The organism is Capnocytophaga sp. H2931, from assembly GCF_002302535.1.
Lineage (GTDB): Bacteria > Bacteroidota > Bacteroidia > Flavobacteriales > Flavobacteriaceae > Capnocytophaga > Capnocytophaga canis.
On sequence record NZ_CP022381.1, the window covers coordinates 2,164,632 to 2,187,033 of the forward strand.

General features: G+C 35.8%; 22 protein-coding genes. 9 read left to right on the forward strand and 13 right to left on the reverse strand.

Annotation, left to right across the window (positions count from 1 at the left end):
• The first annotated feature begins 58 nt into the window (after positions 1–58).
• The 3 genes from CGC52_RS09190 (at position 59) to CGC52_RS09200 (ending at position 2,173) form a co-directional block, all read left to right on the forward strand.
• A complete protein-coding gene (locus CGC52_RS09190; protein ID WP_095894180.1) occupies positions 59–1,345 on the forward strand; it encodes a dihydrolipoamide acetyltransferase family protein in 1,287 nt (428 codons plus the stop codon).
• 96 nt (positions 1,346–1,441) lie between these two features.
• On the forward strand, positions 1,442–1,792 hold the full coding sequence (locus CGC52_RS09195) for a 4Fe-4S binding protein (protein WP_042009903.1): 351 nt from the start codon (positions 1,442–1,444) through the stop codon (positions 1,790–1,792).
• Positions 1,793–1,843: 51 nt separating this feature from the next.
• Positions 1,844–2,173: a hypothetical protein gene (locus tag CGC52_RS09200; RefSeq protein WP_095894181.1), complete on the forward strand. Its 330-nt coding sequence runs from the start codon at positions 1,844–1,846 to the stop codon at positions 2,171–2,173.
• Positions 2,174–2,321: 148 nt separating this feature from the next.
• On the opposite strand, the gene CGC52_RS09205 is transcribed toward CGC52_RS09200, so the two are convergent.
• Both CGC52_RS09205 and CGC52_RS09210 read right to left on the reverse strand, forming a co-directional pair.
• A complete protein-coding gene (locus tag CGC52_RS09205; protein ID WP_042347382.1) occupies positions 2,322–3,527 on the reverse strand; it encodes a hypothetical protein in 1,206 nt (401 codons plus the stop codon).
• A gap of 252 nt (positions 3,528–3,779) precedes the next feature.
• Positions 3,780–6,104, reverse strand: coding sequence for a TonB-dependent receptor (locus CGC52_RS09210; RefSeq protein WP_095894182.1), 2,325 nt, complete (start codon positions 6,102–6,104; stop codon positions 3,780–3,782).
• A gap of 121 nt (positions 6,105–6,225) precedes the next feature.
• Here CGC52_RS09210 and CGC52_RS09215 point away from each other — a divergent pair, with 121 nt between their 5' ends.
• Together CGC52_RS09215 and CGC52_RS09220 are read left to right on the forward strand one after the other, a co-directional pair.
• Positions 6,226–7,182, forward strand: a complete 957-nt coding sequence (locus CGC52_RS09215; RefSeq protein ID WP_157909135.1) for an AraC family transcriptional regulator — start codon at positions 6,226–6,228, stop codon at positions 7,180–7,182.
• 71 nt (positions 7,183–7,253) lie between these two features.
• Positions 7,254–7,646 carry a nucleoside triphosphate pyrophosphohydrolase family protein gene (locus CGC52_RS09220; protein ID WP_042344164.1) on the forward strand — a complete coding sequence of 131 codons (393 nt, stop codon included), beginning with the start codon at positions 7,254–7,256 and terminating at the stop codon, positions 7,644–7,646.
• A gap of 170 nt (positions 7,647–7,816) precedes the next feature.
• On the opposite strand, the gene CGC52_RS09225 is transcribed toward CGC52_RS09220, so the two are convergent.
• The 7 genes from CGC52_RS09225 to CGC52_RS09255 form a co-directional block, all read right to left on the reverse strand.
• Positions 7,817–8,206, reverse strand: coding sequence for an HU family DNA-binding protein (locus tag CGC52_RS09225; RefSeq protein ID WP_041986250.1), 390 nt, complete (start codon positions 8,204–8,206; stop codon positions 7,817–7,819).
• A 40-nt stretch (positions 8,207–8,246) separates the two neighbouring features.
• On the reverse strand, positions 8,247–9,074 hold the full coding sequence (locus CGC52_RS09230) for a DUF4393 domain-containing protein (protein ID WP_095894184.1): 828 nt from the start codon (positions 9,072–9,074) through the stop codon (positions 8,247–8,249).
• 115 nt (positions 9,075–9,189) lie between these two features.
• On the reverse strand, positions 9,190–9,735 hold the full coding sequence (locus CGC52_RS09235) for a hypothetical protein (protein ID WP_095894185.1): 546 nt from the start codon (positions 9,733–9,735) through the stop codon (positions 9,190–9,192).
• Between the two features lie 55 nt (positions 9,736–9,790).
• Positions 9,791–11,587: a translation elongation factor 4 gene (lepA, locus tag CGC52_RS09240; protein WP_095894186.1), complete on the reverse strand. Its 1,797-nt coding sequence runs from the start codon at positions 11,585–11,587 to the stop codon at positions 9,791–9,793.
• A 198-nt stretch (positions 11,588–11,785) separates the two neighbouring features.
• On the reverse strand, positions 11,786–13,138 hold the full coding sequence (locus tag CGC52_RS09245) for an alpha-L-fucosidase (RefSeq protein ID WP_095894187.1): 1,353 nt from the start codon (positions 13,136–13,138) through the stop codon (positions 11,786–11,788).
• Between the two features lie 77 nt (positions 13,139–13,215).
• On the reverse strand, positions 13,216–13,725 hold the full coding sequence (locus CGC52_RS09250) for a DUF6252 family protein (RefSeq protein ID WP_042009923.1): 510 nt from the start codon (positions 13,723–13,725) through the stop codon (positions 13,216–13,218).
• Positions 13,726–13,857: 132 nt separating this feature from the next.
• Positions 13,858–15,276 (reverse strand): ATP-dependent RecD-like DNA helicase, encoded by a 1,419-nt coding sequence (locus tag CGC52_RS09255; protein ID WP_095894188.1) that lies wholly within the window; start codon positions 15,274–15,276, stop codon positions 13,858–13,860.
• A 121-nt stretch (positions 15,277–15,397) separates the two neighbouring features.
• Here CGC52_RS09255 and CGC52_RS09260 point away from each other — a divergent pair, with 121 nt between their 5' ends.
• Together CGC52_RS09260 and CGC52_RS09265 are read left to right on the forward strand one after the other, a co-directional pair.
• Positions 15,398–16,054, forward strand: a complete 657-nt coding sequence (locus CGC52_RS09260; protein WP_042009927.1) for a hypothetical protein — start codon at positions 15,398–15,400, stop codon at positions 16,052–16,054.
• A complete protein-coding gene (locus CGC52_RS09265; protein WP_095894189.1) occupies positions 16,032–16,868 on the forward strand; it encodes a DUF3822 family protein in 837 nt (278 codons plus the stop codon). The genes CGC52_RS09260 and CGC52_RS09265 overlap by 23 nt, the downstream gene beginning before the upstream one ends.
• Before the next feature lie 12 nt (positions 16,869–16,880).
• Here the strand turns inward: CGC52_RS09265 and CGC52_RS09270 are convergent, their stop codons facing one another.
• Positions 16,881–17,168: a DUF4834 family protein gene (locus CGC52_RS09270; RefSeq protein WP_042009962.1), complete on the reverse strand. Its 288-nt coding sequence runs from the start codon at positions 17,166–17,168 to the stop codon at positions 16,881–16,883.
• 158 nt (positions 17,169–17,326) lie between these two features.
• Between CGC52_RS09270 and CGC52_RS09275 the strand changes: the two genes are divergently transcribed.
• Together CGC52_RS09275 and CGC52_RS09280 are read left to right on the forward strand one after the other, a co-directional pair.
• A complete protein-coding gene (locus CGC52_RS09275) occupies positions 17,327–18,805 on the forward strand; it encodes an ankyrin repeat domain-containing protein (RefSeq protein WP_095894190.1) in 1,479 nt (492 codons plus the stop codon).
• A gap of 6 nt (positions 18,806–18,811) precedes the next feature.
• Entirely contained in the window at positions 18,812–19,291 is a 480-nt protein-coding gene (locus CGC52_RS09280; RefSeq protein ID WP_042009932.1) for a DUF2271 domain-containing protein, read from the forward strand.
• Positions 19,292–19,373: 82 nt separating this feature from the next.
• Here the strand turns inward: CGC52_RS09280 and kdsB are convergent, their stop codons facing one another.
• The 3 genes from kdsB to CGC52_RS09295 all read right to left on the reverse strand — a co-directional run bounded on the left by kdsB (position 19,374) and on the right by CGC52_RS09295 (position 22,323).
• Positions 19,374–20,108, reverse strand: coding sequence for a 3-deoxy-manno-octulosonate cytidylyltransferase (gene kdsB / locus CGC52_RS09285; protein ID WP_042344157.1), 735 nt, complete (start codon positions 20,106–20,108; stop codon positions 19,374–19,376).
• Positions 20,109–20,183: 75 nt separating this feature from the next.
• Complete coding sequence (locus CGC52_RS09290) at positions 20,184–20,927, reverse strand: porin family protein (protein WP_042009937.1); 744 nt, start codon at positions 20,925–20,927, stop codon at positions 20,184–20,186.
• 214 nt (positions 20,928–21,141) lie between these two features.
• A complete protein-coding gene (locus tag CGC52_RS09295; RefSeq protein WP_095894191.1) occupies positions 21,142–22,323 on the reverse strand; it encodes a MalY/PatB family protein in 1,182 nt (393 codons plus the stop codon).
• Positions 22,324–22,402 lie beyond the last annotated feature (79 nt).

The window sequence follows — 22,402 nt, forward strand, 5'->3', positions numbered from 1 at the left end:
AAATATTTTGAACGACAAATTAAAAAAGAATCTTTAAATTTTAAATAAAGAACAAGAAATGGCTAAATACGAATTAAAACTACCTCAAATGGGGGAGAGTGTTGCAGAGGCGATTGTAACGAATTGGTTAAAAAAAGTAGGAGATACAGTCGAGGTCGATGAAGGAATTGTGGAAGTTGCTACAGATAAAGTCGATTCCGAAGTGCCTTCGGAAGTGTCGGGAGTAGTCGTTGAATTGCGTTTTGAAGTTGACCAAGTCGTGAAAATTGGTGAGGTTATGGCAATCATCGAAACGGAGGCTTTAGCAGAAGCTGTTGCTACACCTACGGTTGAGACCACTGCTAAAGTTATAGAAAAAGAAATTGAACAATTACAGCAGAATGTGACTAAAACAGATGTTGTTGTAAGTGGTTTAAAATCAGATAGATTTTATTCTCCTTTGGTGAAAAGTATCGCTCAAAAGGAAGGAATTTCACTGCAAGAGCTTGATCAAATCAAAGGCACAGGAGCAGATAATCGGGTAACTAAAAACGATATGCTGTCCTACTTAGAAAATCGGGAGAAACAAACAGTAAATAGGTCTGCTGAGTTGCCTCAAAACAAGGTAGCAGAGGTAAAGGCGACATCTTTCCAAAAAGGAGACGAACGCATTGAGATGTCGCGTATGGGCAAACTCATCGCCGAGCATATGGTACATAGTAAACACACTTCACCTCATGTTCAGAGTTTTACAGAGGTGGATGTTACGCGTATCTGGAATTGGCGTAATAAAGTCAAAAAAGCATTTGAAGCCCAAGAAGGAGAGAAATTTACGTTTACCCCTATCTTTATGGAGGCTGTTGCTAAAGCTTTGAAAGACTATCCGATGATGAATATTTCATTAGAAGGGACGACCATTATTAAGAAAAAAAATATTAATATTGGTATGGCTACTGCATTGCCTGATGGAAACCTCATTGTTCCAGTAATCAAAAACGCTGATCAGTTGAATTTACGAGGAATGACTAAAGTAGTCAATGATTTAGCAAAACGAGCAAGAGCCAATCAGTTAAAGCCAGATGAAATCAAAGACGGAACCTATACCGTGACCAATATCGGGTCGTTTGGTAATGTTTTCGGAACACCGATTATCAACCAACCTCAAGTCGGAATTTTGGCAATTGGAGCTATTCGGAAAACACCTGCAGTTATTGAAACGCCCGAGGGAGATGTGATAGGTATTCGTTATAAAATGATGCTTTCGCATAGCTATGACCATCGGGTTGTCAATGGAGCTTTGGGAGGTATGTTTGTGCAACGTGTAGGCGAATATCTCGAAAATTGGGATATGAATCGAGATATTTAATCAATTTGAAACCATTCTAAATTTCAAAAAATGAGCGTGAGAGATATAGAAAATATGTATCTTTGCCCCTAGTTTTTGAATTTAATAGGTAAATCTATGGCCATTAAGATTACAGAGGATTGCATAAATTGTGGAGCTTGTGAGCCTGAATGTCCCAATAATGCCATTTATGAAGGAGCTGATGATTGGCGTTACAGTGACGGAACTGCACTCAGTGGAGGGGTGGTTTTGCCAAACGGAAAGCAGGTCGATGCGGATGAAGTACAACAACCCGTGAGCGATGATTTCTATTTTATCGTAGTGGATAAATGTACCGAATGTATTGGTTTTCATGAAGAACCACAGTGTGCGGCAGTTTGTCCCGTGGATTGTTGTGTTCCAGATGAAGATAATAAGGAAACTCAAGAGGAACTCACTGCAAAAAAGAAATTTTTACACAATGAGTAAAAAATACAAAAAGGCTATCGGTTTTGCGATAGCCTTCTTTATATAAACCCTATGAAATTCATTGTTAATCGTCTTCTTGTTCCCAAAGGATACTCAGGGATAACTCTGTTTCCTTTTGTATTCGTATCCAAAAAGGAGTGTTTAAACGATCCACAGTTTTTGAATCACGAAAAAATACACCTCCAACAACAAAAAGAACTGTTGGTAGTCTTCTTTTATCTGTGGTACGTACTTGATTTTCTTTTTAAATATATCAAATACCGAAATTGGCAAAAGGCATACCACAACATCATTTTTGAGCGAGAAGCTTACCATAATCAAGACAATCTCAATTATTTAAACAGTCGGAAACGGTTTGCATTTCTGAAAAAGGATATTTAAGGTGTCAGAGTGTTGCTTTTCGATGTTGTAATTCCCACACGTTTTATAGAAAATATTCATGTCTGTGAAAAATTTATGAAATTGTCGATGATTCTAAACGTATAAATTCTTAAGCCTTACAGACTTTATTTGTACATGGGCAAGATATTTATTCTCCAAACCAATAGAAAAACTTAGGAAATCCTTCTACTTTGATGATAGGTTCAGTACTTACTTTACCCGTAGAGAGGTCGTAAGTGTAAAACCCCTTAGAGGTTTGGTTAATAGAACCGAATAAAAATGTATTGTTTTTATAAATTCCCATTCCTGTAGAATAACCATTGGCAACAGGTATTCCTTTGATGAGAGTTACTTGTTTGCTGCTTAAATCTACTTTTACAGGAGCATACATAACTGCTAAAGGACTCATTTGTTGGTCTGGGGTATATTCTTTAATAGCCACATATCCGTAGGTTATGTTGTTTTTAATATATCGAGCGGGAAGGAAATAGGAAATTTTCCCAGGAGCATCAGCAACTGTAATGTCATCAAATTTCATTGAGAAAGTAGGGTCAATATCAGTTTCTCCGGCTTTGATTCTTAAAAATCCTCCTCCAAATCCATCTACTTGACCAAAAGCTCCAATACAAACGAGGTAAATATTTTTATGTTCGTCCATCAAGATTCTGTCACCTGGATTGGTCGGGAAGGACAATCCTGAGGCTGTTTCCTTGATATGTTTTTCTATGGCATCTGTTTGGGTGTTGATTATCAGTACTTCAACAGCTTTCTCCTGTGGAAACCAAGTACCCGCTGTCCATTGTCCTAAGGTTACAAAGAGTAAATTGTCGCGAACAATCATTCCCGAAGGCTCGGGATTCGGGTCACCATAGGTGTTTAGGTCTATTTCACCTGTTTTTACCATCGTTGTAGGGTTGAAAATAAATATTTTACCTAAGCCTGTAAGTCCTAAATAAGCCTTGGTGTCATTTACGACAGTTAGGTGTGTTGCTTGTGAGTTTCCAGGTAAAGGCATGGTTGCAGATTTTTTCAAAACACCATCTTCACGAACAAATTTTGTCAATTCGGAAACGTCCGATCCAAAAAAGTTCGGAAAAGTAAATATCCAATTTTTATGCACAAATGGAGGAATGCTGGGACCAACTGGAAAGGCGTTTTTATTGTTTACCGTTTTTGGAGAAATATCGTCCAACAATTGAATGTAGCCACTTCCTGATTGGTCAGTATTTACTACCGTAGCTTCTATCAAAATTTCTCCTTTGCCAGATATAATATCAGGGGTTTCATTCTCTTTATCGCAACTTACTGCGAAAAATGTTGCTAAACAAGCAACTAACATTGCATTTTTTTTCATTGTATTTCATTTTTATAGGTTAATTAATTATATGGAAGTGTTGTAAAAAGTATGATATCTTTAATAAAGTGGATATTTCTGTCAGGCTGAGCGTAGTCGAAGCCCTGTAATTACGAGGCTTCGACTACGCTCAGCCTGACAATCAGAACTACCATCATACTTTTTATAACACTACCAATTATATTTCTGATCAGATGGTACATTGATTTTAGTTTTATAACACGACTTTTTCATATCAATATTTTGTAAATTCTACATTCGATATCGCAACTTAAGACCAAAATTACGCCCTGGAAGCGGACGATTAAACTCTGAAATTACTTTTTCGTTTGTTAAATTATTCATTCGGAATGAAAGCAATATTTTTCCGTTTCTGAATCCGTGTTCAATACCAAAATTGAATGTTAAACTACGAGGTACGCGACGTTCTTGATGCTTACTTACCTCAAAATCATACCAATATCCTTCTATAAAAGAGCTGTCTAACATCAATCGGGTGTTTTGATTTTGTCCGCCAAAGAGATTTTCCTTGTGGTATTCTAATCCCATATTATTCAAAAAATAAGGAATGTTGGGCATCCGTTTGCCCTTAGTTACATTTGGAATGGACGAATTTGGTTCATAATCGCGCATGTCTCGAAGATCTTGATACGTAAGATTCACATATCCGTACAGAGAAGGAAAAATATCCGCTTTGGCATCAAACTCTACTCCAAAAGAACGCATCTCACCAAAATTCTCATAAAAAGACTGTAGCAGCCCACCTGTATATCGAATCATATTGGTTAAATAAGAATAAAAACCTGTTAGTTCTATTTCCAATCGTTTGTCTGTTAAGGTGTTTTTGTGAAATAGTAGTCCTATATTAGCATTTGTTCCACGCTCAGGCAATAGGTTACTGGCAGGAGCTGTTAAAAATCCATCGCCCAAGAGTTCATTGTCCGAAGGTAAGCGGACGTCATAGGCTACGGAACTTTTAATCATCAAATTATCTGTAAAATTGTATCGTATGGCATTATTTATTCCCCAATTTCCTTCGGAAATATTAATGTCTTTTACGCCTCCAAGCCCTAACAAACCTGCCTGTTTGGCATCGCTCTTATAATGGTAGTATTTTCCTGTTAAAGAATTAAGCCACTTTTTGTTACGACTACTTAAATCATAAGAAATTCCTGCAACCCAGCTAATCATTTTATTATCAAAATCGGTTCTATAGCCTATAATTTGTTCTTTTACAGGGTCAAAAGGTGAATTTTTGATGTGATTTAATTGTGAGTTGAAGTTTATATTTTGATTTTCACTGATTATGTAATTGAGATTTAATCGATTGTTTAATGCGAAGTTTTTCCGATAAGAGTCCGAAGCATACAATCCTATTTCTCCGCTGGAAGGATAGGACATTCCATCCCAGTTGTACCTCATCATTGAAGTGTCATTCAGATTGAATTCTGCACTACTGATGGCTGTATCCATATCAAAATCCAATCCTGCGATGAGGAAGTTATCTTTTTCAAATCCATTGATGAAGGCGAACATGTTAGTCTTGCTGAAAGCGTGTTTGATGTTAGTTTCAATACCCTGTATTTGTTGGTCAGTTTGGATGGTAACCGCTTCTATTGATATTTCGTCGAACCACCATTTGGTTGCTTTGAAACCTCCTCCAATGAGCATTTTGCGATGTCGATCGTGGTCACGTTTTACTCGAAGTCCACGGTGATGGGGCAAATCCATCTCATAATCATTGTCCGAATATGTGTAATTTGCTGATGCTCCGAACTCTATTCCGGCATCTTTAAGATTACTCTTACCCATCATTTGAATTTTGTGTGTATTAAATGACGCTATTTCGTAGCTTACATCATAGTATAAAGGTGGATATTCCTTTGTAATCATATTTACAGCACCTCCCATTGCGGAGCCTCCGAGTCGAGCGGGAACAATGCCTTTGTAAATCTCAACACGTTCAATGAGGTCAATAGGTACATCATAGAGCGACACATAATCAGAGAATAATCCTATGGGCGAATCGTCTAAGAAAACACCGATACGTTTGCCCTCTAATCCTCGAACTGAAATGCGAGAAGCACTTCCTACGCCTCCTGTGTTGCGAATGGTAACTCCTACAGTTTTGTTTAATACATCATTGAGAGAACTTGTTGTACCTTCAAATTGTTTTGAATTAATCACCGAAACGGTCATGGCACTGTTTCGTAAGATACGTTCTTCATTTTTCTGAGCCTTTACTACCACTTCACTGAGAGATTCTACCTCTGGTTTCAGGCTTACGTTTATGGTTTTATCTCCTTCAATGGAAATTTTTATTGTTTGAGTTTCATAACCAAGGTAAGATACGATAAGGGTATGCGTTCCATGCGGAATTTTTTCTATCCGGAAAAATCCTTTACTATCCGAAATCACTCCTTTTTGAAATTCTCTGAAGTAAACCTCAGTAGCAGGAAGTGGTTTTTTGGTAGATTCGTCGAATACAAAACCTGATAAATTGCCGAATTGAGTTTGTGAGTAGGTAATGAAAATAGAAATAAAAAAAATGAAAACAGATAAAAATTGCTTTGACATATGATTATTTAATTTTATTCTAAATAAATTTGTGACTGCAAAATTAGTTTGTATTTTTGCCTGTCAGTTTAATCTAACGGATATTTTTTTTAATCTAACGGAGGAAATTACCATGAGAAAAATGGATTTTAATAAAATCGTTGAAGAAGATGTTGTTTTATCAAGAAGAGATGAAGGTAATTTTAATCTTTCATTGAAAAATGAAGTAGGAAACATACAACTTCATGTAAAAAATATGAAGGAAATATCAATCTATAAATGGCATTCTCATTTTTCTGAATCTACACAAATTTATGGAAATGCTTCCGTTCCATCTGTTCGGTTTTATGCTCTAAATCAGTCCAACAGCGGTGTGCAAATGAAAATGAAAAAAATTGATTTGACCATGAAACAAGGCATGTTCAATGTTTTATTTATCGATATGGAAGAGGAGGGGCATGACCTCTTTAGGGAAAATGATCATACTGTTTTCTCTGGTTTTTTCGTTTCGAGCGACCGTTTTTTGCATCTTGCCAATACTTATCCCGAAGTATTTGAAAGCATTCTAAATCAGTATCAACGAGATAAAAATTTTATTCTTTCAGATAGAAACGGACTTCCGCTTACTTCTCAGATGAATACAATACTTCAGCAGTTAGAACAAAGTCATTTGATGGGAAATGTTTGTGAAACTTATGCTGAAATCAAAATATTGGAGCTTTTTATTCTACAGCAACAACTTTTGGGACAGCACATAAAAACCAAAAAACATTGCAAAACCCAATCCGATATTGATAAAATACACGAAGTGCGTCATCTTTTAATGCATAATTTCCATGCTCCATTGAGCCTATCAGAGCTTTCTCGTCGTGTAGGTCTGAATGAAAATAAATTGAAATATGGATTTAAAGAGATATTTGGTACTACCGTTTTCGGATATCTTTTCGATCATAAGATGCAGTTAGCTAAGCAACTTCTTTTGGATACGAACAAGAGTATTTCAGAGATTGCAGAAGCCTGTGGCTATGATTATGTGTCACATTTTTCCACAGCTTTCAAACGGAAGTACCATGTCTCGCCATTAAAATTTAGGGAGTAAGTGTTTATATTTTTGGTATGAAGTAGCTCAAAATAGTAAAATAAATGTACTTTTGTTGCCTAAAAAAGGATATGAAAAGTAAATTAAAAGCCGTAACCGAGTTTCATACGGCCTTCGGATTGGGAGTAAAACAACAACCCACCACTGAGCTAACCCCCGAAACTATCAACTTGCGATTTAAATTAATGGCAGAGGAAAACCAAGAGTATTTGGAAGCTGCCAGAAATAATGATATGGTCGAAGTAGCTGATGCTTTAGGGGATATGCTCTATATTCTTTGTGGAACCATCATCGAACACGGAATGCAATACAAAATAGACGAGATTTTTAGTGAAATCCACCGAAGTAACATGAGTAAACTTGACGCTGACGGAAAACCTATCTACCGAGAAGATGGCAAAGTGATGAAAAGTTCCCGTTATTTTCCGCCAAATATTGCAGAGGTTTTAAAGTCTACAGATTAATAAAACTATATTATAGGTTCGTGAGATTAATGCGTTCAGCTTAGTGTATGCGCATTTGTTACTTAACACATACGTACCCGTCGTTCAATGGGTACGTACCTATTAAACAACAGGTACGCTCCCGTTTTTCAGCGGAAGCGTACCTGTTTAAGTTTCTCACGGATTGCGATTTATTTTTTGTACTTTTCGTATTTTACGGTAGCAAGCATTTCTTTAAGGTCAGTACCTGGGCGGAACTGGATTTTGTTTCCTTTGATGTTGGCTGCGGTAAATTTCTTTTCGTCGTCCACACCCTCGCTGGTGATGGTTATTTGGAAACTTCCAAAATCACCAAATTTGACGATTTCTCCATTAGAGAGGTGTTTTATAAGCACTTTGGTAAGTTCGTTAAGCGTTGCCAATACGTCGGTATCCGAAACGGTAGTCGAACCCGTTGCTATTTCTTTAGCGATTGCCTTTAGGGTGATTTCGCCATCGGCTTTGGCACTGGCATAAAACTTCGGAGCCTCTTCGGGCTTTTGTGGGTTTTTGCGTCCCACGACATTGTACTTTACTGGCATATTTTTAGTTTTTTTTAATGTTACTGATTACCAATTATAATTATAAAGCAAATTCAAAATGCATAACGGATTGATCATTAGTATTATCAATATTATTACACGCTTTTATAAAAGCTTTTCCAAGGTTTGTTATTTGGTAAAATGATTTTGGATATTCTACCTTTTTAATTCCAAATCCTACAGCTTTTCGCATAGAATACTTTTCTAAAAGGGGGTTGTATAGATCTTCATTTGATATGTGTTTACCTTCAGAAATATCTAATATTCCCATACTAACCAAATTATCTAAATAAACATTTTCATTATCAGGAAAATCTAACCCAATCATATCTGGTATTAAAGTTTTATTTCTCATTGGTTCTAAAAAATCACCCTTATCACTAACTGTTATTTTGATTGACAAACTCAATATATGGTCTTTATCTGCAAGAAATCTTATAATTCTTGCCTCATCAACAGATAGTCTTTCTATCAGTTGCACAAAACTTGGGTGAGCTAAATTAACAGTATCGACAGAACTTGCTTTTGTTAGCAAATTTGTAAATAAATCGGCTATTTCATCATTTGTTATATAACCTAATTTTTCCATTATAGGAACTCCTACTTGAGGATTAACTTCACATCTTTTTTCTTCTGGAATACCTTCTAATTTTTTGGCATACTCTTCTAATCTTTTAGTATATTTAAGTTTAATTTTTTCATTTAAATATTGCATTGGAACTTGAAATAGTGTCATAAGTTCTACAACACTACCCAATGTCTTTCCTATATTCTTGGCAGAAGGTTGAATTAAATCTGTATATAAATTACTTATTAATTGACCTCCATTTTCTTTCACAAAATTAGTTAAATCTCTACCTGCTGACATAAAATAAGATTTCGTTAAGTCAATAAATAACCCGCCCGACTGTATTACGGTTTAACCTTCCGACTTCAATATTACTGATTTGGTGTATCTGTTTTTTTCTTTATTGACCGTAATACTATGGTACTTTTATGCTTTTTAAACGTTTTATAAACTGAATTTCACTTTTATGAATGCTGTCATCTACCTCTTTTAGCTGTTCGAGAATGGAAATAAACCCCATTTTCTCTTCTTCATTTTCAAAAAATAATTTACTCTCTTTCTTTAAAAAACTGAATAATGTTTCAAAAACAGAATCTAAAAGAGGAGGTGATTCTTGTAAATTATCAATCAGCATTATTTTTATGTTGGGTTCAATACATTTATTTTTTATAATGTACTCAACGATAAATTTATATTCTTTATCGTGAAGTTGAGCATCTTTCCACGCCATTTGTTTAAGTAAACCCACTTTCATAATGGCTTTTTCTTGCGCTTTGAAATCTATTTGACTGATATGAAGTTTTAAGGCTTGAATTTCTTCCTCCAAAAACTGTACTTTTTCCTTTTCTTTTCTCCTTTGGGAATAGTTAATAATCGACATTAATCCTGCCCCAAACATTAACCCCATTGTACCTGACAGTACATTTTTAGCTGTGCTGTAGCCTGGTATAAAATTTAGCATAATCCGTTTCTTGTTTCTAATTTTATTTTAAAAATCCCCGCCCGGTGGCTCACCGCTAATCATTCAACTTTAACACTGCCATAAACGCTGATTGTGGTACTTCTACGTTTCCGATTTGTCGCATACGTTTCTTTCCTTTTTTCTGTTTTTCAAGGAGTTTACGTTTACGTGAGATGTCTCCACCGTAACACTTGGCGGTAACATCTTTACGGAGAGCTTTGATAGTTTCACGAGCGATGATTTTCGCCCCAATTGCCGCCTGAATCGGAATGTCAAACTGCTGACGCGGAATCAGTTCGCGGAGCTTTTCACACATTTTCTTCCCGATGTTATACGCATTATCGGCGTGAATCAAAGCTGATAAGGCGTCTACCGAATTGGCGTTAATCAGCACATCGACTTTTACCAAATTAGAAGCTCTCATTCCGATAGGTGAATAATCGAATGAAGCATAACCTTTTGATACTGTTTTTAATCGGTCGTAAAAATCAAACACGATTTCCGCCAGTGGCATATCAAAATTTAGTTCCACACGTTCGGGAGTAAGGTACGTCTGATTGGTAATTTGTCCGCGTTTTTCGATACAAAGCGACATCACTTGCCCCACAAAATCCGCTTTGGTAATCACCGATGCTTTGATGTATGGCTCTTCCACTCGGTCCAATTTCGATGGGTCGGGAAGGTCGGACGGATTATTTACTACGATAGGCGTTTCAGGGTCTTTCTTCGTGTAAGCCAAGTAACTAACGTTCGGAACGGTAGTAATTACCGTCATATCAAACTCGCGTTCCAATCGCTCTTGAATGATTTCCAAGTGCAACATTCCTAAAAAACCACAACGGAAGCCAAAGCCCAATGCTGCTGAACTTTCAGGAGTGAAAACTAGCGAAGCATCATTGAGTTGTAATTTTTCCATCGAAGCTCGAAGTTCCTCATAATCCTCAGTATCAACAGGATAAATTCCAGCAAATACCATCGGTTTTACGTCTTCAAATCCATCAATGATTTCAGAACAGCCATTTACTGCCGAAGTAATCGTATCGCCCACCTTTACCTCACGAGCATCTTTTATCCCAGTGATTAGGTAACCCACATCGCCCGTTTTTACAGATTGCTTGGCTACTTGATTGAGTTTGAGCGTCCCTACTTCGTCAGCATCATACGTTTTTCCGGTAGACATAAATTTGATTTTCTGACCTTTACGGATTTCTCCATTCATCACACGGAAGTAAGTCTCCACACCACGAAACGGATTGTACACCGAATCGAAAATCAGTGCTTGAAGCGGTGCATCAGGGTCGCCTTTTGGGGCAGGAATGCGTTCGATGATAGCTTCGAGGATTTGCTCCACGCCCAAACCTGTTTTCCCAGAAGCAGGGATAATATCATCAGGGTCACAGCCAAGCAAATCAACAATATCGTCTTTTACTTCCTCAGGATTTGCCGAAGGAAGGTCTATTTTATTTAAGATGGGGATAATTTCTAAATCATTTTCCAGAGCCAAATAAAGATTGGAAATAGTCTGAGCCTGAATACTTTGTGCAGCATCAACAATCAGCAAAGCTCCCTCACACGCAGCGATAGAACGCGACACTTCGTACGAGAAATCCACGTGACCAGGGGTGTCGATAAGATTCAGAATGTAAGTTTCGCACTTGTACTCGTATTCCATTTGGATAGCGTGAGATTTGATGGTAATCCCTCGTTCACGCTCTAAATCCATATTATCAAGGAGTTGGTCTTGTTTTTCGCGTTCGGTAACGGTTTTGGTAAAGTCCAAAAGTCGGTCAGCAAGGGTACTTTTTCCGTGGTCGATGTGTGCGATAATGCAAAAATTGCGTATGTTTTTCATCAGTGTAAATATTCATTTATATGTGAAGGGCAAATATACAAAAAAACTTGTCAGTTGCTATGGATTCCGTAAATTTAGTTAAGCAGAGAAGAAAATGTATGTGCTGAAAAATCAAATAGATACCAAGAAGGCCATTCCACATATTGGGAATAGCCTCTTTTACTTTTAAAATAAGTTAAATTGTTTGTGAATATTTTACTACATATTCAGTTCCACTGCGTTTCCATGTCCCCGATAGAGAACGAGTTTATCCTCTAATTCTACTTCTAAAACAGTTACGTAAGGATCAAGAGAATTTTCGGAAGGTACGGAAATTCGTAATATTCCTGGGATATTGTTCCAGGCAGCCCCTCCGTTGCGTTCAAAAGAAAGATTTTCTCCACTTCCTAAAACCTTAATAGATTTTATTTTAGTTTGAATTCCTTTTAACTGAATGTAGTTTTTAGGTGCGTCGAACAAGCATAAGTATATTTTTTTATGGTCATGACTAAGCATGGTAGGTCCAAAGAAATGCCCGTAGGGTAGTCCTGCTTCGGAGTCGTATACTGCAGTTTTGTGCTTTTGAATCCATTTGCCAAGAGCTTCCAAACGTTCAACTTGTTCGGGAGCGATGCTTCCATCTGGTTTTGGTCCGATATTCAATAGAAGATTTCCTCCTGTGGAAATTACTTCAACAAATGTACGTACGATTTGTGAAATCGGTTTGTAGTTTGTATCCGATGGGAAATAACCCCAATTGTCGTTCATTGTCATGCAAAATTCCCACGCTCCTTCAGGACGAACGATAGGGACTCCTTGTTCAGGAGTTTTGTAGTCTCCATATTCATTGAGTCGTGAATTGACAATTACTTGTGGATTCGATTTCAATAAACTTTGTTTGATTTCAGCTGATTTCCATTCTTCAGCTTTATGTTCCCAATCGCCATCAAACCAATAAAGATCAGGTTTGTATGCGTTTAGTTCCTCTAATTGATCGAAGTTGAATTTGACAAAACGTTCCCATGGAGATAATTTTTGTTGTCCCTTTTGTGGATAAAATTTATTTGTAGTTTTGATACGCTCAAAAGTAACAGGTTTATAATCAGGATGTGACCAATCGCATAACGAATAGTAAAGTCCTAATTTCATGTTCTTTTTACGAACGGCTTTCACGAAAGGTGTGAGCAAATCCTTTTTGGCAGCAGCGTGTTTTACGGTACTCAATGTGCTGTATTTCGTATCCCATAGAGCTACACCATCATGATGTTTCGTTGTTAATACTACATATTTAGCACCTACTTTTTCAAAAAGGTCTAACCATGCATCAGGATTATAATTTGAAGCAGTAAATTCCTTTCCTTGAGCTAAATAATCAGCGTGTGAAATCCGTTTGTGATACATAGACCACGACTCCGTAATTCCATTCACTCCGTAGTATCCCCAATGAATGAATATCCCTAATTTGGCTTTTTCAAACCATTCTAATCGATTGTCTTTCTGTTTGTTAATTTGTTGTGCGTGGATGTTTATAGTTGCTAACAAACATAAAGTTAAAAATATTTTTTTTACCATAAGTACAAGTATATGTATTTTAAAATAAAATTATGATATTAAATAAGTTTAAAAATAATACTAAAATTATGTATAGATTATTTTTGTTTACAGCGAAAAACGCCTTCCGTGATTTTTTTCATATCCCCGATTCCATTTTTTTTCACATTCATCTGAAAGCGTCCTTCAATGATGTTTTTGGAAGAGTCTAATTTTGTAATTTCAACATTTCCGTCATCTATGGTAAGATACTGTTGTTTGTTTACGATGTAAAGACCAGTTCCTCCATTTTTTTCATCACCAAATTTATGATTTCCCAAAGTAGTTGAACTTATCGAAAAAGAGAACGTTTTATCAGTAGCATCATTTCCCGAACGATAGGATTCGATTTGTATACTACCATCCTTGTTAATTGTGTAGGTGCATCGGTCACCTTTAACAACTACCCACTCTCCATCAACTTTAGCTTTGATGTAGAAATCGTTAGATAAAACGATTCCGTTTTCGTCAATTTCCTCTGCTTGTTGCGGAGTTTCAGGTTTGTCGCACCCAATGAACATAATCATAGGGACTACTAAAAATTTAATAATACTTGTAATTTTTTTCATAAGTCTATGTAATTTTATCGCTTTCAGCGTAATTTAAGGCAAAGAACGATATTTTTTTTCAAATAGAGAATTTTTAAGGATAAAAAAATCGTTTTTTTTTGACTTTAAATAATTCAAAATGCGGTTAATTAGTTATGATTTGAAATCCTCATCTTTAAAATTCAGTAAATATACTTTTTTAGTGGAACGTGTCAATGCTGTGTACAACCAACGATAGTATTCCTCATCGGCACCATTAGGTAGATATGGTTTTTCGATAAAAATGACATTCCACTGTCCACCTTGGCTTTTGTGGCAGGTAATTGCATATGAGAATTTTACCTGTAAGGCGTTAAAATATGGGTTTTCTTTCACTTTTTGATACTTTTTGTAGGAAGAAGTTTCCTCTTCATAGTCTAATAGTACTTCCTCGTAAAGGCGTTGGCTATCTTGGTGCGAAAGGGAGGCTTGTTCCGATTCCAAAGTGTTTAAGAGTAAGACAGTATCAAATGGAGGTTGGTTCGGATAATCAATCAGTTGTACAGAGACTTCAGCAAATCGAAAACCGTAATATTCACGGAAGGCATAAATCCGAAGTATTTCCAAAGTGTCACCATTGGCAATAAAACTGACTTCCGATGAATCTTTTAACCAAAAGTAGTTGTTTTTGACAACCATCAGTAAATCACCTGCCGTAAGTTCATCCTCGTTGTTTAAAATTACCTTTCGAATTTGTTTATTGTACAGTACCGCACGTTTATTTGATCGCACGATGATGGAGGTGTGTTCTGTTCCGTAGTCATTATAAGCGTCTTCTATAGCTTCTTGAATTTCAGAACTTTCTCTTAATCGGATGATGTCCTTAAAACCTTTGGTTTGAAACTCAAAATTGCTATAAAAAGTTTGATTTAGCGACTCTCTTAGCTTAGTAGCGTTGTATAAAATTCCTGACTTTTTTTCTTGTCGGACTACTTCTGTAAGTTCAATATGCGAGACATCCTTTTGGTAGCGAGATTCTAAATTTCGGATATCTAAAGCAGGGCTATACAGAGAATTTACGGGAGGCAACTGAGCTGTATCTCCCATCAGTAATAATCGACAACCTTCCCCCGAATAAACGTATAGCATCAGATCATCTAATAAAGAGTTTCGCTCAAAAAACTGCCCATCATTATCAGCAATCATTGAAGCCTCATCTACAATGAATAAAGTGTTTTTGAACTTATTAGGTTTTAAATTATAAGAAAAACTACCGTTTTGATTTTTGGGGTAATAAATATGTTTGTGAATTGTATATGCTTGTTGTTTTGCGAAATGAGACATGACTTTAGCTGCTCGTCCTGTGGGAGCTAACAGCACAGCTCTGTGTTTAATTTTTGGAAGATTTTGAATCAGACTATTGGTGATGGATGTTTTTCCCGTACCCGCAAAACCTTTTAGTAGAAAAAGTTTATTGTTTGTTTTTGTGTCAAGTAAAAAAATACTAAGTTGTTGTAAAGCAATATTTTGTAGAGGGGTAGGGGAGTGGTTAAAAGCCTCTAAAAGGGCGTTGTAAAAAGTTGTTTTATCCATACATGTCAAAAATAGACCTCAAAAATATAATTTTTTTTGCGAAAAAACTTTTTATAACAAAAAAAAATTGTAGCTTTGCATTAACCAGTCAAGAAATTTGAATAAAATAATATTTTAAAAAATGAAAAAAGTTTTACAAATCGCACTTTGGGCAGTAGGTCTATTTTTCTGCTTCATGATTTACAAATCAGTTACAGGTCCTATTCAGTTTAAAAAAATTAAAACAGAGCGTTACACAGAAGTAATCCGCAAACTCAAAGACATTCGTGATGCACAGGAAGCTCACCGAGTTGTTAAAGGAAAGTATGCAGCTAATTTTGATGAATTGACTTCATTTATCGAAACAGCTAAATTCACTATCACTTCACAGCGTGACACAAGTTGGGTTGAATACGACAAAGTCTATAAAATTGACATGTTGAAACAAGGTGTTGTTGTTGATACCTTAGGTTATGTAGCTGTGAAAGATTCCTTGTTCAAAAATTCTGATCGCTATAAGAATTTACGTTATGTACCACACGCTAAAAGCAAAGAAGAACAGTTCGTAATGAATACAGCTATGTTGGATAGAAATGGGGTTCAAGCCTCTGTTTTTGAGGCGTATGTGCCTAAGAAAGTAGTTCTATGGGATCAAGATGAAAATGATGTTCAAGTTGAAATAGCAAGAAATTCAGTAGAAGAAGTTAAGGGTGATTTAATCAAAGTAGGTTCATTAGACGATATCACAATTAATGGTAACTGGCCAACTTCATACGATGCAAAAACTGCAAGAAAATAATATATTAGAACCTTATTTTAAAGAATTGTCCATTCAAATTAACTTGGATGGACTTTCTTTTTGTGTTTTCAATCCTGTGTTGAACTACGTTGAGTCAATTTACAATTTTTCTGTAAATTTCAATAAAAGCAATCAGGAAATAGAAAAACAAGTCTATACTATTTTACAATCCGAAGAAGATTTAAGGCAGGATTTTAACAATATCAAGGTGTTACACAACACACCAGCTTACACCCTTGTTCCACAAGCTCTTTTTTCTGACGAAAAAGAAGCTGTTAATTATTTGAAATATAGCATTGACACCTCTGGGCTAAAAGAAAAATTCATCGAAGTTGATAAAATTATTCCTATTGATATCGTAAATGTCTATGTTCCTGATGTTCTGATTAATAATATCTTAATTGAACACTATGGAATGGTGGACTACAACCACTTTTCATCTTCCCTTTTGCGTATGTTGCTTAAGCATTATGCTTCGCATTCCTATCAAATTATGTATGCCTATACGGAACAAAGTTCCTTTTATTTTGTAGTATTTAAAGATAAAAAACTTTATCACTTCAATCGATTTTATTACGAAACCACAGAAGATTTTTTGTTTTACACGCTTTACTGTATCGAACAATTAGGAATTGATTCCGAGCGTATTCCGTTGTATGTAATCGGAGATTTTAACCATAAATCATTGGTTTATTGTCAATTGAGTCGTTACATAAAATATATTTATTTAATGGATTTTAATCGAAAGGAATACTACAAAGGAATGGATGAAGAATTGATACGCAAAAATTTTGTGTTGACGCAATGTTTCTGATTCGAAACTAAATTATTTAATTTCTTCAAAATCAATATATTCTCCTACTTTTTTCTTTCTCGAAGTTGATTCTTTTGACCGAGCATCGTCATTCATAATGGTTTGACGACTGTCGGTTTGTCTTTGATATTGATTTTGAGTTTGTTGAAATTGGTTATATATCTTTTTTTCTACTTTCTTAAAAAAATAACGCAACACAAAAGGCATTAGAATCCTAATAAGAATCCGAAGTCCTAAAATTACAAGTAAAACAATCAGAAGGGTTCTCAAAAAACCCATTAAAGATGCTTCTGCTATCATAGATTTTAAAAGTTTTGCCAAAGATATGAATTGTGTTGGTAATTTGCAAATACCAACAATTTGGATATTCAGAAAATATTTTAAAAAAAGTGACTTTATGTTATCTAAATTAAATCTAAATAGTTATATTTGCACAATTGTTTTTAATTAGAATTAATATGAAGAAAAAACTTGTATCTTTATTTGTGTTTATAACAACTTGTATATCAGCACAGAATAATGTTTTTTTTAGTGCGGATTTTTGGAAATCAAAGCCCTCAGTGGAACAGGTAAAGCAAAAAATTGCTGAAGGTAATGACCCTGTAGCTCTAAATGAAAGAGCTTATGATGCGACTTCATTGGCTATAAATAACGGAGCTTCATTTGAGATTATCGTTTATTTACTTTCGCTCAAAGGCAATGAAGTTGATAAACTAACTCATGACAAGCGTACTTACATTTTTTGGGCAGCATTCCAAAATCGTTTGGATGTAGCTAAATATTTGCTTGACAAAGGAGCTAAAACGGACGTTCGTGATTCTCATCTGTATTCACCGCTTTTGTTTTCAGCTGTTAGAGGAAACAAATCCATTGAATTTTACGAGATGCTTATAAAATATGGAGCCAATGTTAAGGATAGAAACGAAAATGGGGCTACAGCTTTGCTCTTGCTGATTCCACACCTTAAAGATTTGAAAGAGGTTGATTATTTTATCAAAAAAGGTTTGTCATTGAAAGATGTTGATAATAAAGGTGATAATTCCATTTTTTATGCGGCTCGTTATGGTAATCAAGATATTATCAATCAGTTGATTAAGAAAAAAATAGATGTAAAGGCTGTCAATAAAAAGGGACAAAACATAGCTTTTGCAGCTGCTGAAGGAGGACGAGGTAAATCAAACGATATATCTTTTTTCAAGTATGTTGAAAGTTTAGGTATTAATCCAAATCAAAAAGATAAAGAGGGTTTAACACCTCTATTTATACTTTCGTTCAGACATAGAGATGTAGAGGTATTGTCATATTTTATTGAAAAAGGAAATGATGTGAATCAAACAAACGCTTCTGGTCAAAGTCCGTTGATGAATGCTGCCTCTTCGAATGTACTCCCCATTGTTACCCTCTTGGCGGATAAAACGCAAAATATCAATGCCGTTAACAATCATAAACAGTCAGCTTTGACGTTAGCTGTTCACCGAAATTCAGCTGAAGTAGTTGATTTTTTAATTGGTAAGGGAGCTGATGTGAATGTGAAAGATGATAAAGGAAATTCCTTAGTTTACTATTTGGTGGATGGCTATAGTCCGCGTAACCAAGAAGATTTTAAGAAAAAATGGGATATTTTGCTTGAAAAAGGATTGGACATGGCTCAACTTCAGGCTAATGGTAATACGATCTATCATTTAGCTGTTCAGAAAGGGAATTTAGATTTGTTACAAAAGGCGAGTTCAGCAAGTGTGAGCGTTGATACTAAAAATGAAGAAGGGCTTACTCCATTGCATCAAGCTATTATGACGGCTAAAAATTTGGACATAATTAACTTTTTACTTGAAAAAGGGGCTGATAAAACCGTAACCACAGATTTTGGTGAATCGGCTTATGATTTGGCACAAGAAAATGAGGCCTTAAATGGATTGAATATTAATTTTTTAAAATAATTTACTATGAAAATCAAACAATTAATTGGGATTTTAGCACTTGTATTAGTGACTTTTTCATTCACAAAACAGCAACCAAGTTCTAAATATAAATGTATGATTCAACTTACGAATTACGATGGAGAAGGGGCTTATATTGTGGTTTCTTTGTTGAATCCCGAGGGTAAATATGAAAAGACTTTGCAGGTGTTGGGTGATGATCCAGAGTGGTATAGTGATTTACCGGAGTGGTGGAAGTTCTACGGAAAACGAGAGACCATCGATGCCATCACGGGGGAAACTATTAGTGGAGGACAACGAGCTGTGAAAGTGATTGAAATAGAGGATGATAAAATTGATAAAGGCTACAAAATCCGTTTTGAAACTGCGGTGGAAGACCAAAAATATTACGCTACTGATGTAGAGTTTGAACTTACTTCGCAGAGTTTGAAAAGCAAGGTTGAAGGCAAGGGATACATCCGTTACGTACGAATGATGCCCAATTAAATTCCATAGTTAATTTCTTGAAAAAAGGTTACTTGACATTCTGTTAAGTAACCTTTCTTCATTTAATATTTCTTCTCTGTTTTTATAAACTATTCCAAATTTTTCGAGCTTTTTCCAAGTCGCTTTCTGTATCGATGCCAATGGTAGGGATATCTGTTTTGGCTACACGAATTTTAAATCCATTTTCTAAATAACGGAGCTGTTCTAATTTTTCTGTAGTTTCTAACATTGACTCTTCCAATTGAGAAAATTGTATCAATGCAGGTTTGCGATATGCGTAAATTCCGATATGTTTAAAATAGTTACCTAACGATTTTTCATCGCGAGGAAAAGGAATACAAGCTCTCGAAAAATAGAGAGCATCTCCCGAGTTGTTTGTAACTACCTTCACGTTGTTTGGATTTTTTATATCTTCAAAATCATATAACTCTTCCATTAAAGTAGCTACATCAACTTGATTGTCAGTGTCTTTTTTAAAAATCTCAATGAGCATCTCTAAGTTTTTTTTAGCTGTAAATGGTTCGTCTCCTTGAATGTTTACCACTACATCTACATTCATAGACTCACAAGCCTCAGCTAATCGGTCACTTCCGCTCTGATATTCTCTTTTACTACGAATGACTTTGCCGCCAACTTCAATAATAGCCTGTTCAATGCGGTCATCGTCGGTTACCACGTACACATCTTCAAAGAGTTGTGTGGCACGTACAGCTTCAAAAGTTTGAACAATTACAGGTTTTCCTCCCAAGTCTTTCATGAGTTTACCTGGAAAACGTGTTGCTCCGTAACGAGCTGGTATCATGGCTATTATTTTCATATTAGGTATATTTTCTTAATTTAAGACTTTCTTACTGAATTTTAAAAGGTGAAATTCTTTTCTAAATTTACCTTTTTACAAAATATAGAACATCACTCCTAATTGAAGGATATTAGCTTTCAAGGAAGTCCCTTCAATGGTGTTGACATTTTTGAACAGGGGAGTCAAGCTGTATTGCACGTAAAAGTTTACGGCGTTGTAGCCTAATGCAGCGTAGAGTTTTGTGTGAAATTTTCCTTTTAATTCGAGATTAGAGAAGGAAGTACTCAACTCGTTATGCTCGTAAAAACTTTTGGATTTTAGGACATAACCAAATTTCATTCCTGTGTAAATTCGCCAGAACTTATGATCTTCCGCTGTTGAGGTTCGCCATCGGAACTCCAGAGGAATCTCTAATGTATGTAATGAAAAGTTATTTTTGTTCAAATTCAAGGACTTGATCCCGTCGGGAATTTGATAGGTTCGCACACCATTTTCGCTGAAAACGACAATGTTACTATATACCAGATCATAGGCATACCCCATCCCTACGGCGATTCCTACGTTGCGACGTTCGTTTAGCGGGATGTCACGCATGATACCCGTATGAATGCCATGGGAAAGACCGTGTTGGACTACTCTTGATGCTTTTGAGCTTAGAATATTGTATGTTAGTCCCAAATAAAATTGGTCTTCCAAATATTTCACTCCATAGTCTCTATTTTTTTTATCCACTTTGGAAGGACTTTGAATCATTCCGTCATCCTCATCTTCCTGTGCGTAACTACACAAGGGCAACAAACAAAACAGAACAAAGGTGTAAATCTTACTTTTTATCATTCTATAAACATTAATCATTAGGCTTCACACAAATTTTTTCTTTTCTCAAAAAAGGAGTCTGGGTAAAAATTTAGCTAAGGATTAATTTAATTACCATTAACTTAACCTTATTCCTAATAGGAAAATTGTGCAAAATTTTCATACGATAGCAAGAAAAAGCGTTCCACCCTCAAGGGAATTTACATCAGGTGGAACATTATTGTGGATCTACTTTTTAAACACATTCTTCTTGTTTTTCAATAGCATCTTTCAACTGATGAAGTGCTTGAGCAATAATGCTTTGAGGACAAGCTAAATTAATACGCATGAATCCTTCACCTTCTTTGCCGTACATAGCTCCGTCGTTTAATGCCAATTTAGCTCCATCAACACACAGATGAACTAAACTCTCTTGACAGATTTCCAACCCTCGGAAGTCTAAAAACACCAGATAGGAAGCCTCTGGAACGATACATTTCACTTTTGGAATGTTCTTTTCCACATAGTCCACTACAAAGTCAATGTTTTTCTGAATATATTTCAATAGCTTGTTTAACCATTCCTCTCCTTCTGTGTAAGCAGCGATTACCGTTTGATAAGCAAATACGTTTCCGTCGCCGAGCATGTTTCCTTCTACATAGCTTTGGAATTTCTCTCGCAATTCAGGATTTTGAATTACGGCATAGGAGGTTGTAAATCCTGCCATATTGAAAGCCTTGCTGGGTGATGCGAACGTAATACTCATTTGACGAGCTTGATCACTTACGCTACCTAATGGGATATGTTTATGCGGAGGTAAAGTTAAATCAGCATGAATTTCATCGGATACCAGTACCACATTGTTTCTATGACAAATGTCTGCTACACGTTCCAGATCATCACGTCGCCAAACTCGACCTCCTGGATTGTGAGGATGACAGAATAGAAATACCTTACATCCTTTGATATCTTTTTCCAATCTATCAAAATTGATCTGGTATTGACCGTCAATCAGTTCCAAAGGACTGTTTACCAAAACTCTGTTGTTGTTCTCCACTACCAATGAAAATGGATAGTACACAGGCTGTTGAATCAAGACTTTGTCACCTTTTTCCGTAAAAGCCTGTACAACCATTGCTAGGGCAGGTACAACCCCCGGGGTGAAAGAAATCATCTCTTGACTGATATTCCAACCAAAACGTTTTTGTTGCCAATTGATAATAGCGTCATACCATTGTTGTGGTTTAGCCGTATATCCAAAAATTTCGCATTCCATCCGTTTTTTCAAAGCGTTCACTATAAAAGGAGGTGTTTTAAAATCCATATCAGCAATCCACATTGCTAATAAATCCGTTCTTCCCCAACGTGGTTGAAGTGCTTCTAATTTGAGAGCATCGCTCTTACTGCGGTCGTTGATTTCGTCAAAATTATATTCCATGGTTATATCAAATCATATTATGAGAGCCAAAGATACTACTTTTATAAAATACCACAATAGTTTTATTTGAAATATTTTC

Excerpts from the sequence above, each read along its gene's own strand:
- CGC52_RS09190 (WP_095894180.1), top strand. The coding sequence starts at position 59 with ATGGCTAAATACGAATTAAAACTACCTCAAATGGGGGAGAGTGTTGCA.
- CGC52_RS09195 (WP_042009903.1), top strand. The coding sequence starts at position 1,442 with ATGGCCATTAAGATTACAGAGGATTGCATAAATTGTGGAGCTTGTGAG.
- CGC52_RS09200 (WP_095894181.1), top strand. The coding sequence starts at position 1,844 with ATGAAATTCATTGTTAATCGTCTTCTTGTTCCCAAAGGATACTCAGGG.
- CGC52_RS09205 (WP_042347382.1), bottom strand. The coding sequence starts at position 3,527 with ATGAAAAAAAATGCAATGTTAGTTGCTTGTTTAGCAACATTTTTCGCA.
- CGC52_RS09210 (WP_095894182.1), bottom strand. The coding sequence starts at position 6,104 with ATGTCAAAGCAATTTTTATCTGTTTTCATTTTTTTTATTTCTATTTTC.
- CGC52_RS09215 (WP_157909135.1), top strand. The coding sequence starts at position 6,226 with ATGGATTTTAATAAAATCGTTGAAGAAGATGTTGTTTTATCAAGAAGA.
- CGC52_RS09220 (WP_042344164.1), top strand. The coding sequence starts at position 7,254 with ATGAAAAGTAAATTAAAAGCCGTAACCGAGTTTCATACGGCCTTCGGA.
- CGC52_RS09225 (WP_041986250.1), bottom strand. The coding sequence starts at position 8,206 with ATGCCAGTAAAGTACAATGTCGTGGGACGCAAAAACCCACAAAAGCCC.
- CGC52_RS09230 (WP_095894184.1), bottom strand. The coding sequence starts at position 9,074 with ATGTCAGCAGGTAGAGATTTAACTAATTTTGTGAAAGAAAATGGAGGT.
- CGC52_RS09235 (WP_095894185.1), bottom strand. The coding sequence starts at position 9,735 with ATGCTAAATTTTATACCAGGCTACAGCACAGCTAAAAATGTACTGTCA.
- lepA (WP_095894186.1), bottom strand. The coding sequence starts at position 11,587 with ATGAAAAACATACGCAATTTTTGCATTATCGCACACATCGACCACGGA.
- CGC52_RS09245 (WP_095894187.1), bottom strand. The coding sequence starts at position 13,138 with ATGGTAAAAAAAATATTTTTAACTTTATGTTTGTTAGCAACTATAAAC.
- CGC52_RS09250 (WP_042009923.1), bottom strand. The coding sequence starts at position 13,725 with ATGAAAAAAATTACAAGTATTATTAAATTTTTAGTAGTCCCTATGATT.
- CGC52_RS09255 (WP_095894188.1), bottom strand. The coding sequence starts at position 15,276 with ATGGATAAAACAACTTTTTACAACGCCCTTTTAGAGGCTTTTAACCAC.
- CGC52_RS09260 (WP_042009927.1), top strand. The coding sequence starts at position 15,398 with ATGAAAAAAGTTTTACAAATCGCACTTTGGGCAGTAGGTCTATTTTTC.
- CGC52_RS09265 (WP_095894189.1), top strand. The coding sequence starts at position 16,032 with ATGCAAAAACTGCAAGAAAATAATATATTAGAACCTTATTTTAAAGAA.
- CGC52_RS09270 (WP_042009962.1), bottom strand. The coding sequence starts at position 17,168 with ATGATAGCAGAAGCATCTTTAATGGGTTTTTTGAGAACCCTTCTGATT.
- CGC52_RS09275 (WP_095894190.1), top strand. The coding sequence starts at position 17,327 with ATGAAGAAAAAACTTGTATCTTTATTTGTGTTTATAACAACTTGTATA.
- CGC52_RS09280 (WP_042009932.1), top strand. The coding sequence starts at position 18,812 with ATGAAAATCAAACAATTAATTGGGATTTTAGCACTTGTATTAGTGACT.
- kdsB (WP_042344157.1), bottom strand. The coding sequence starts at position 20,108 with ATGAAAATAATAGCCATGATACCAGCTCGTTACGGAGCAACACGTTTT.
- CGC52_RS09290 (WP_042009937.1), bottom strand. The coding sequence starts at position 20,927 with ATGATAAAAAGTAAGATTTACACCTTTGTTCTGTTTTGTTTGTTGCCC.
- CGC52_RS09295 (WP_095894191.1), bottom strand. The coding sequence starts at position 22,323 with ATGGAATATAATTTTGACGAAATCAACGACCGCAGTAAGAGCGATGCT.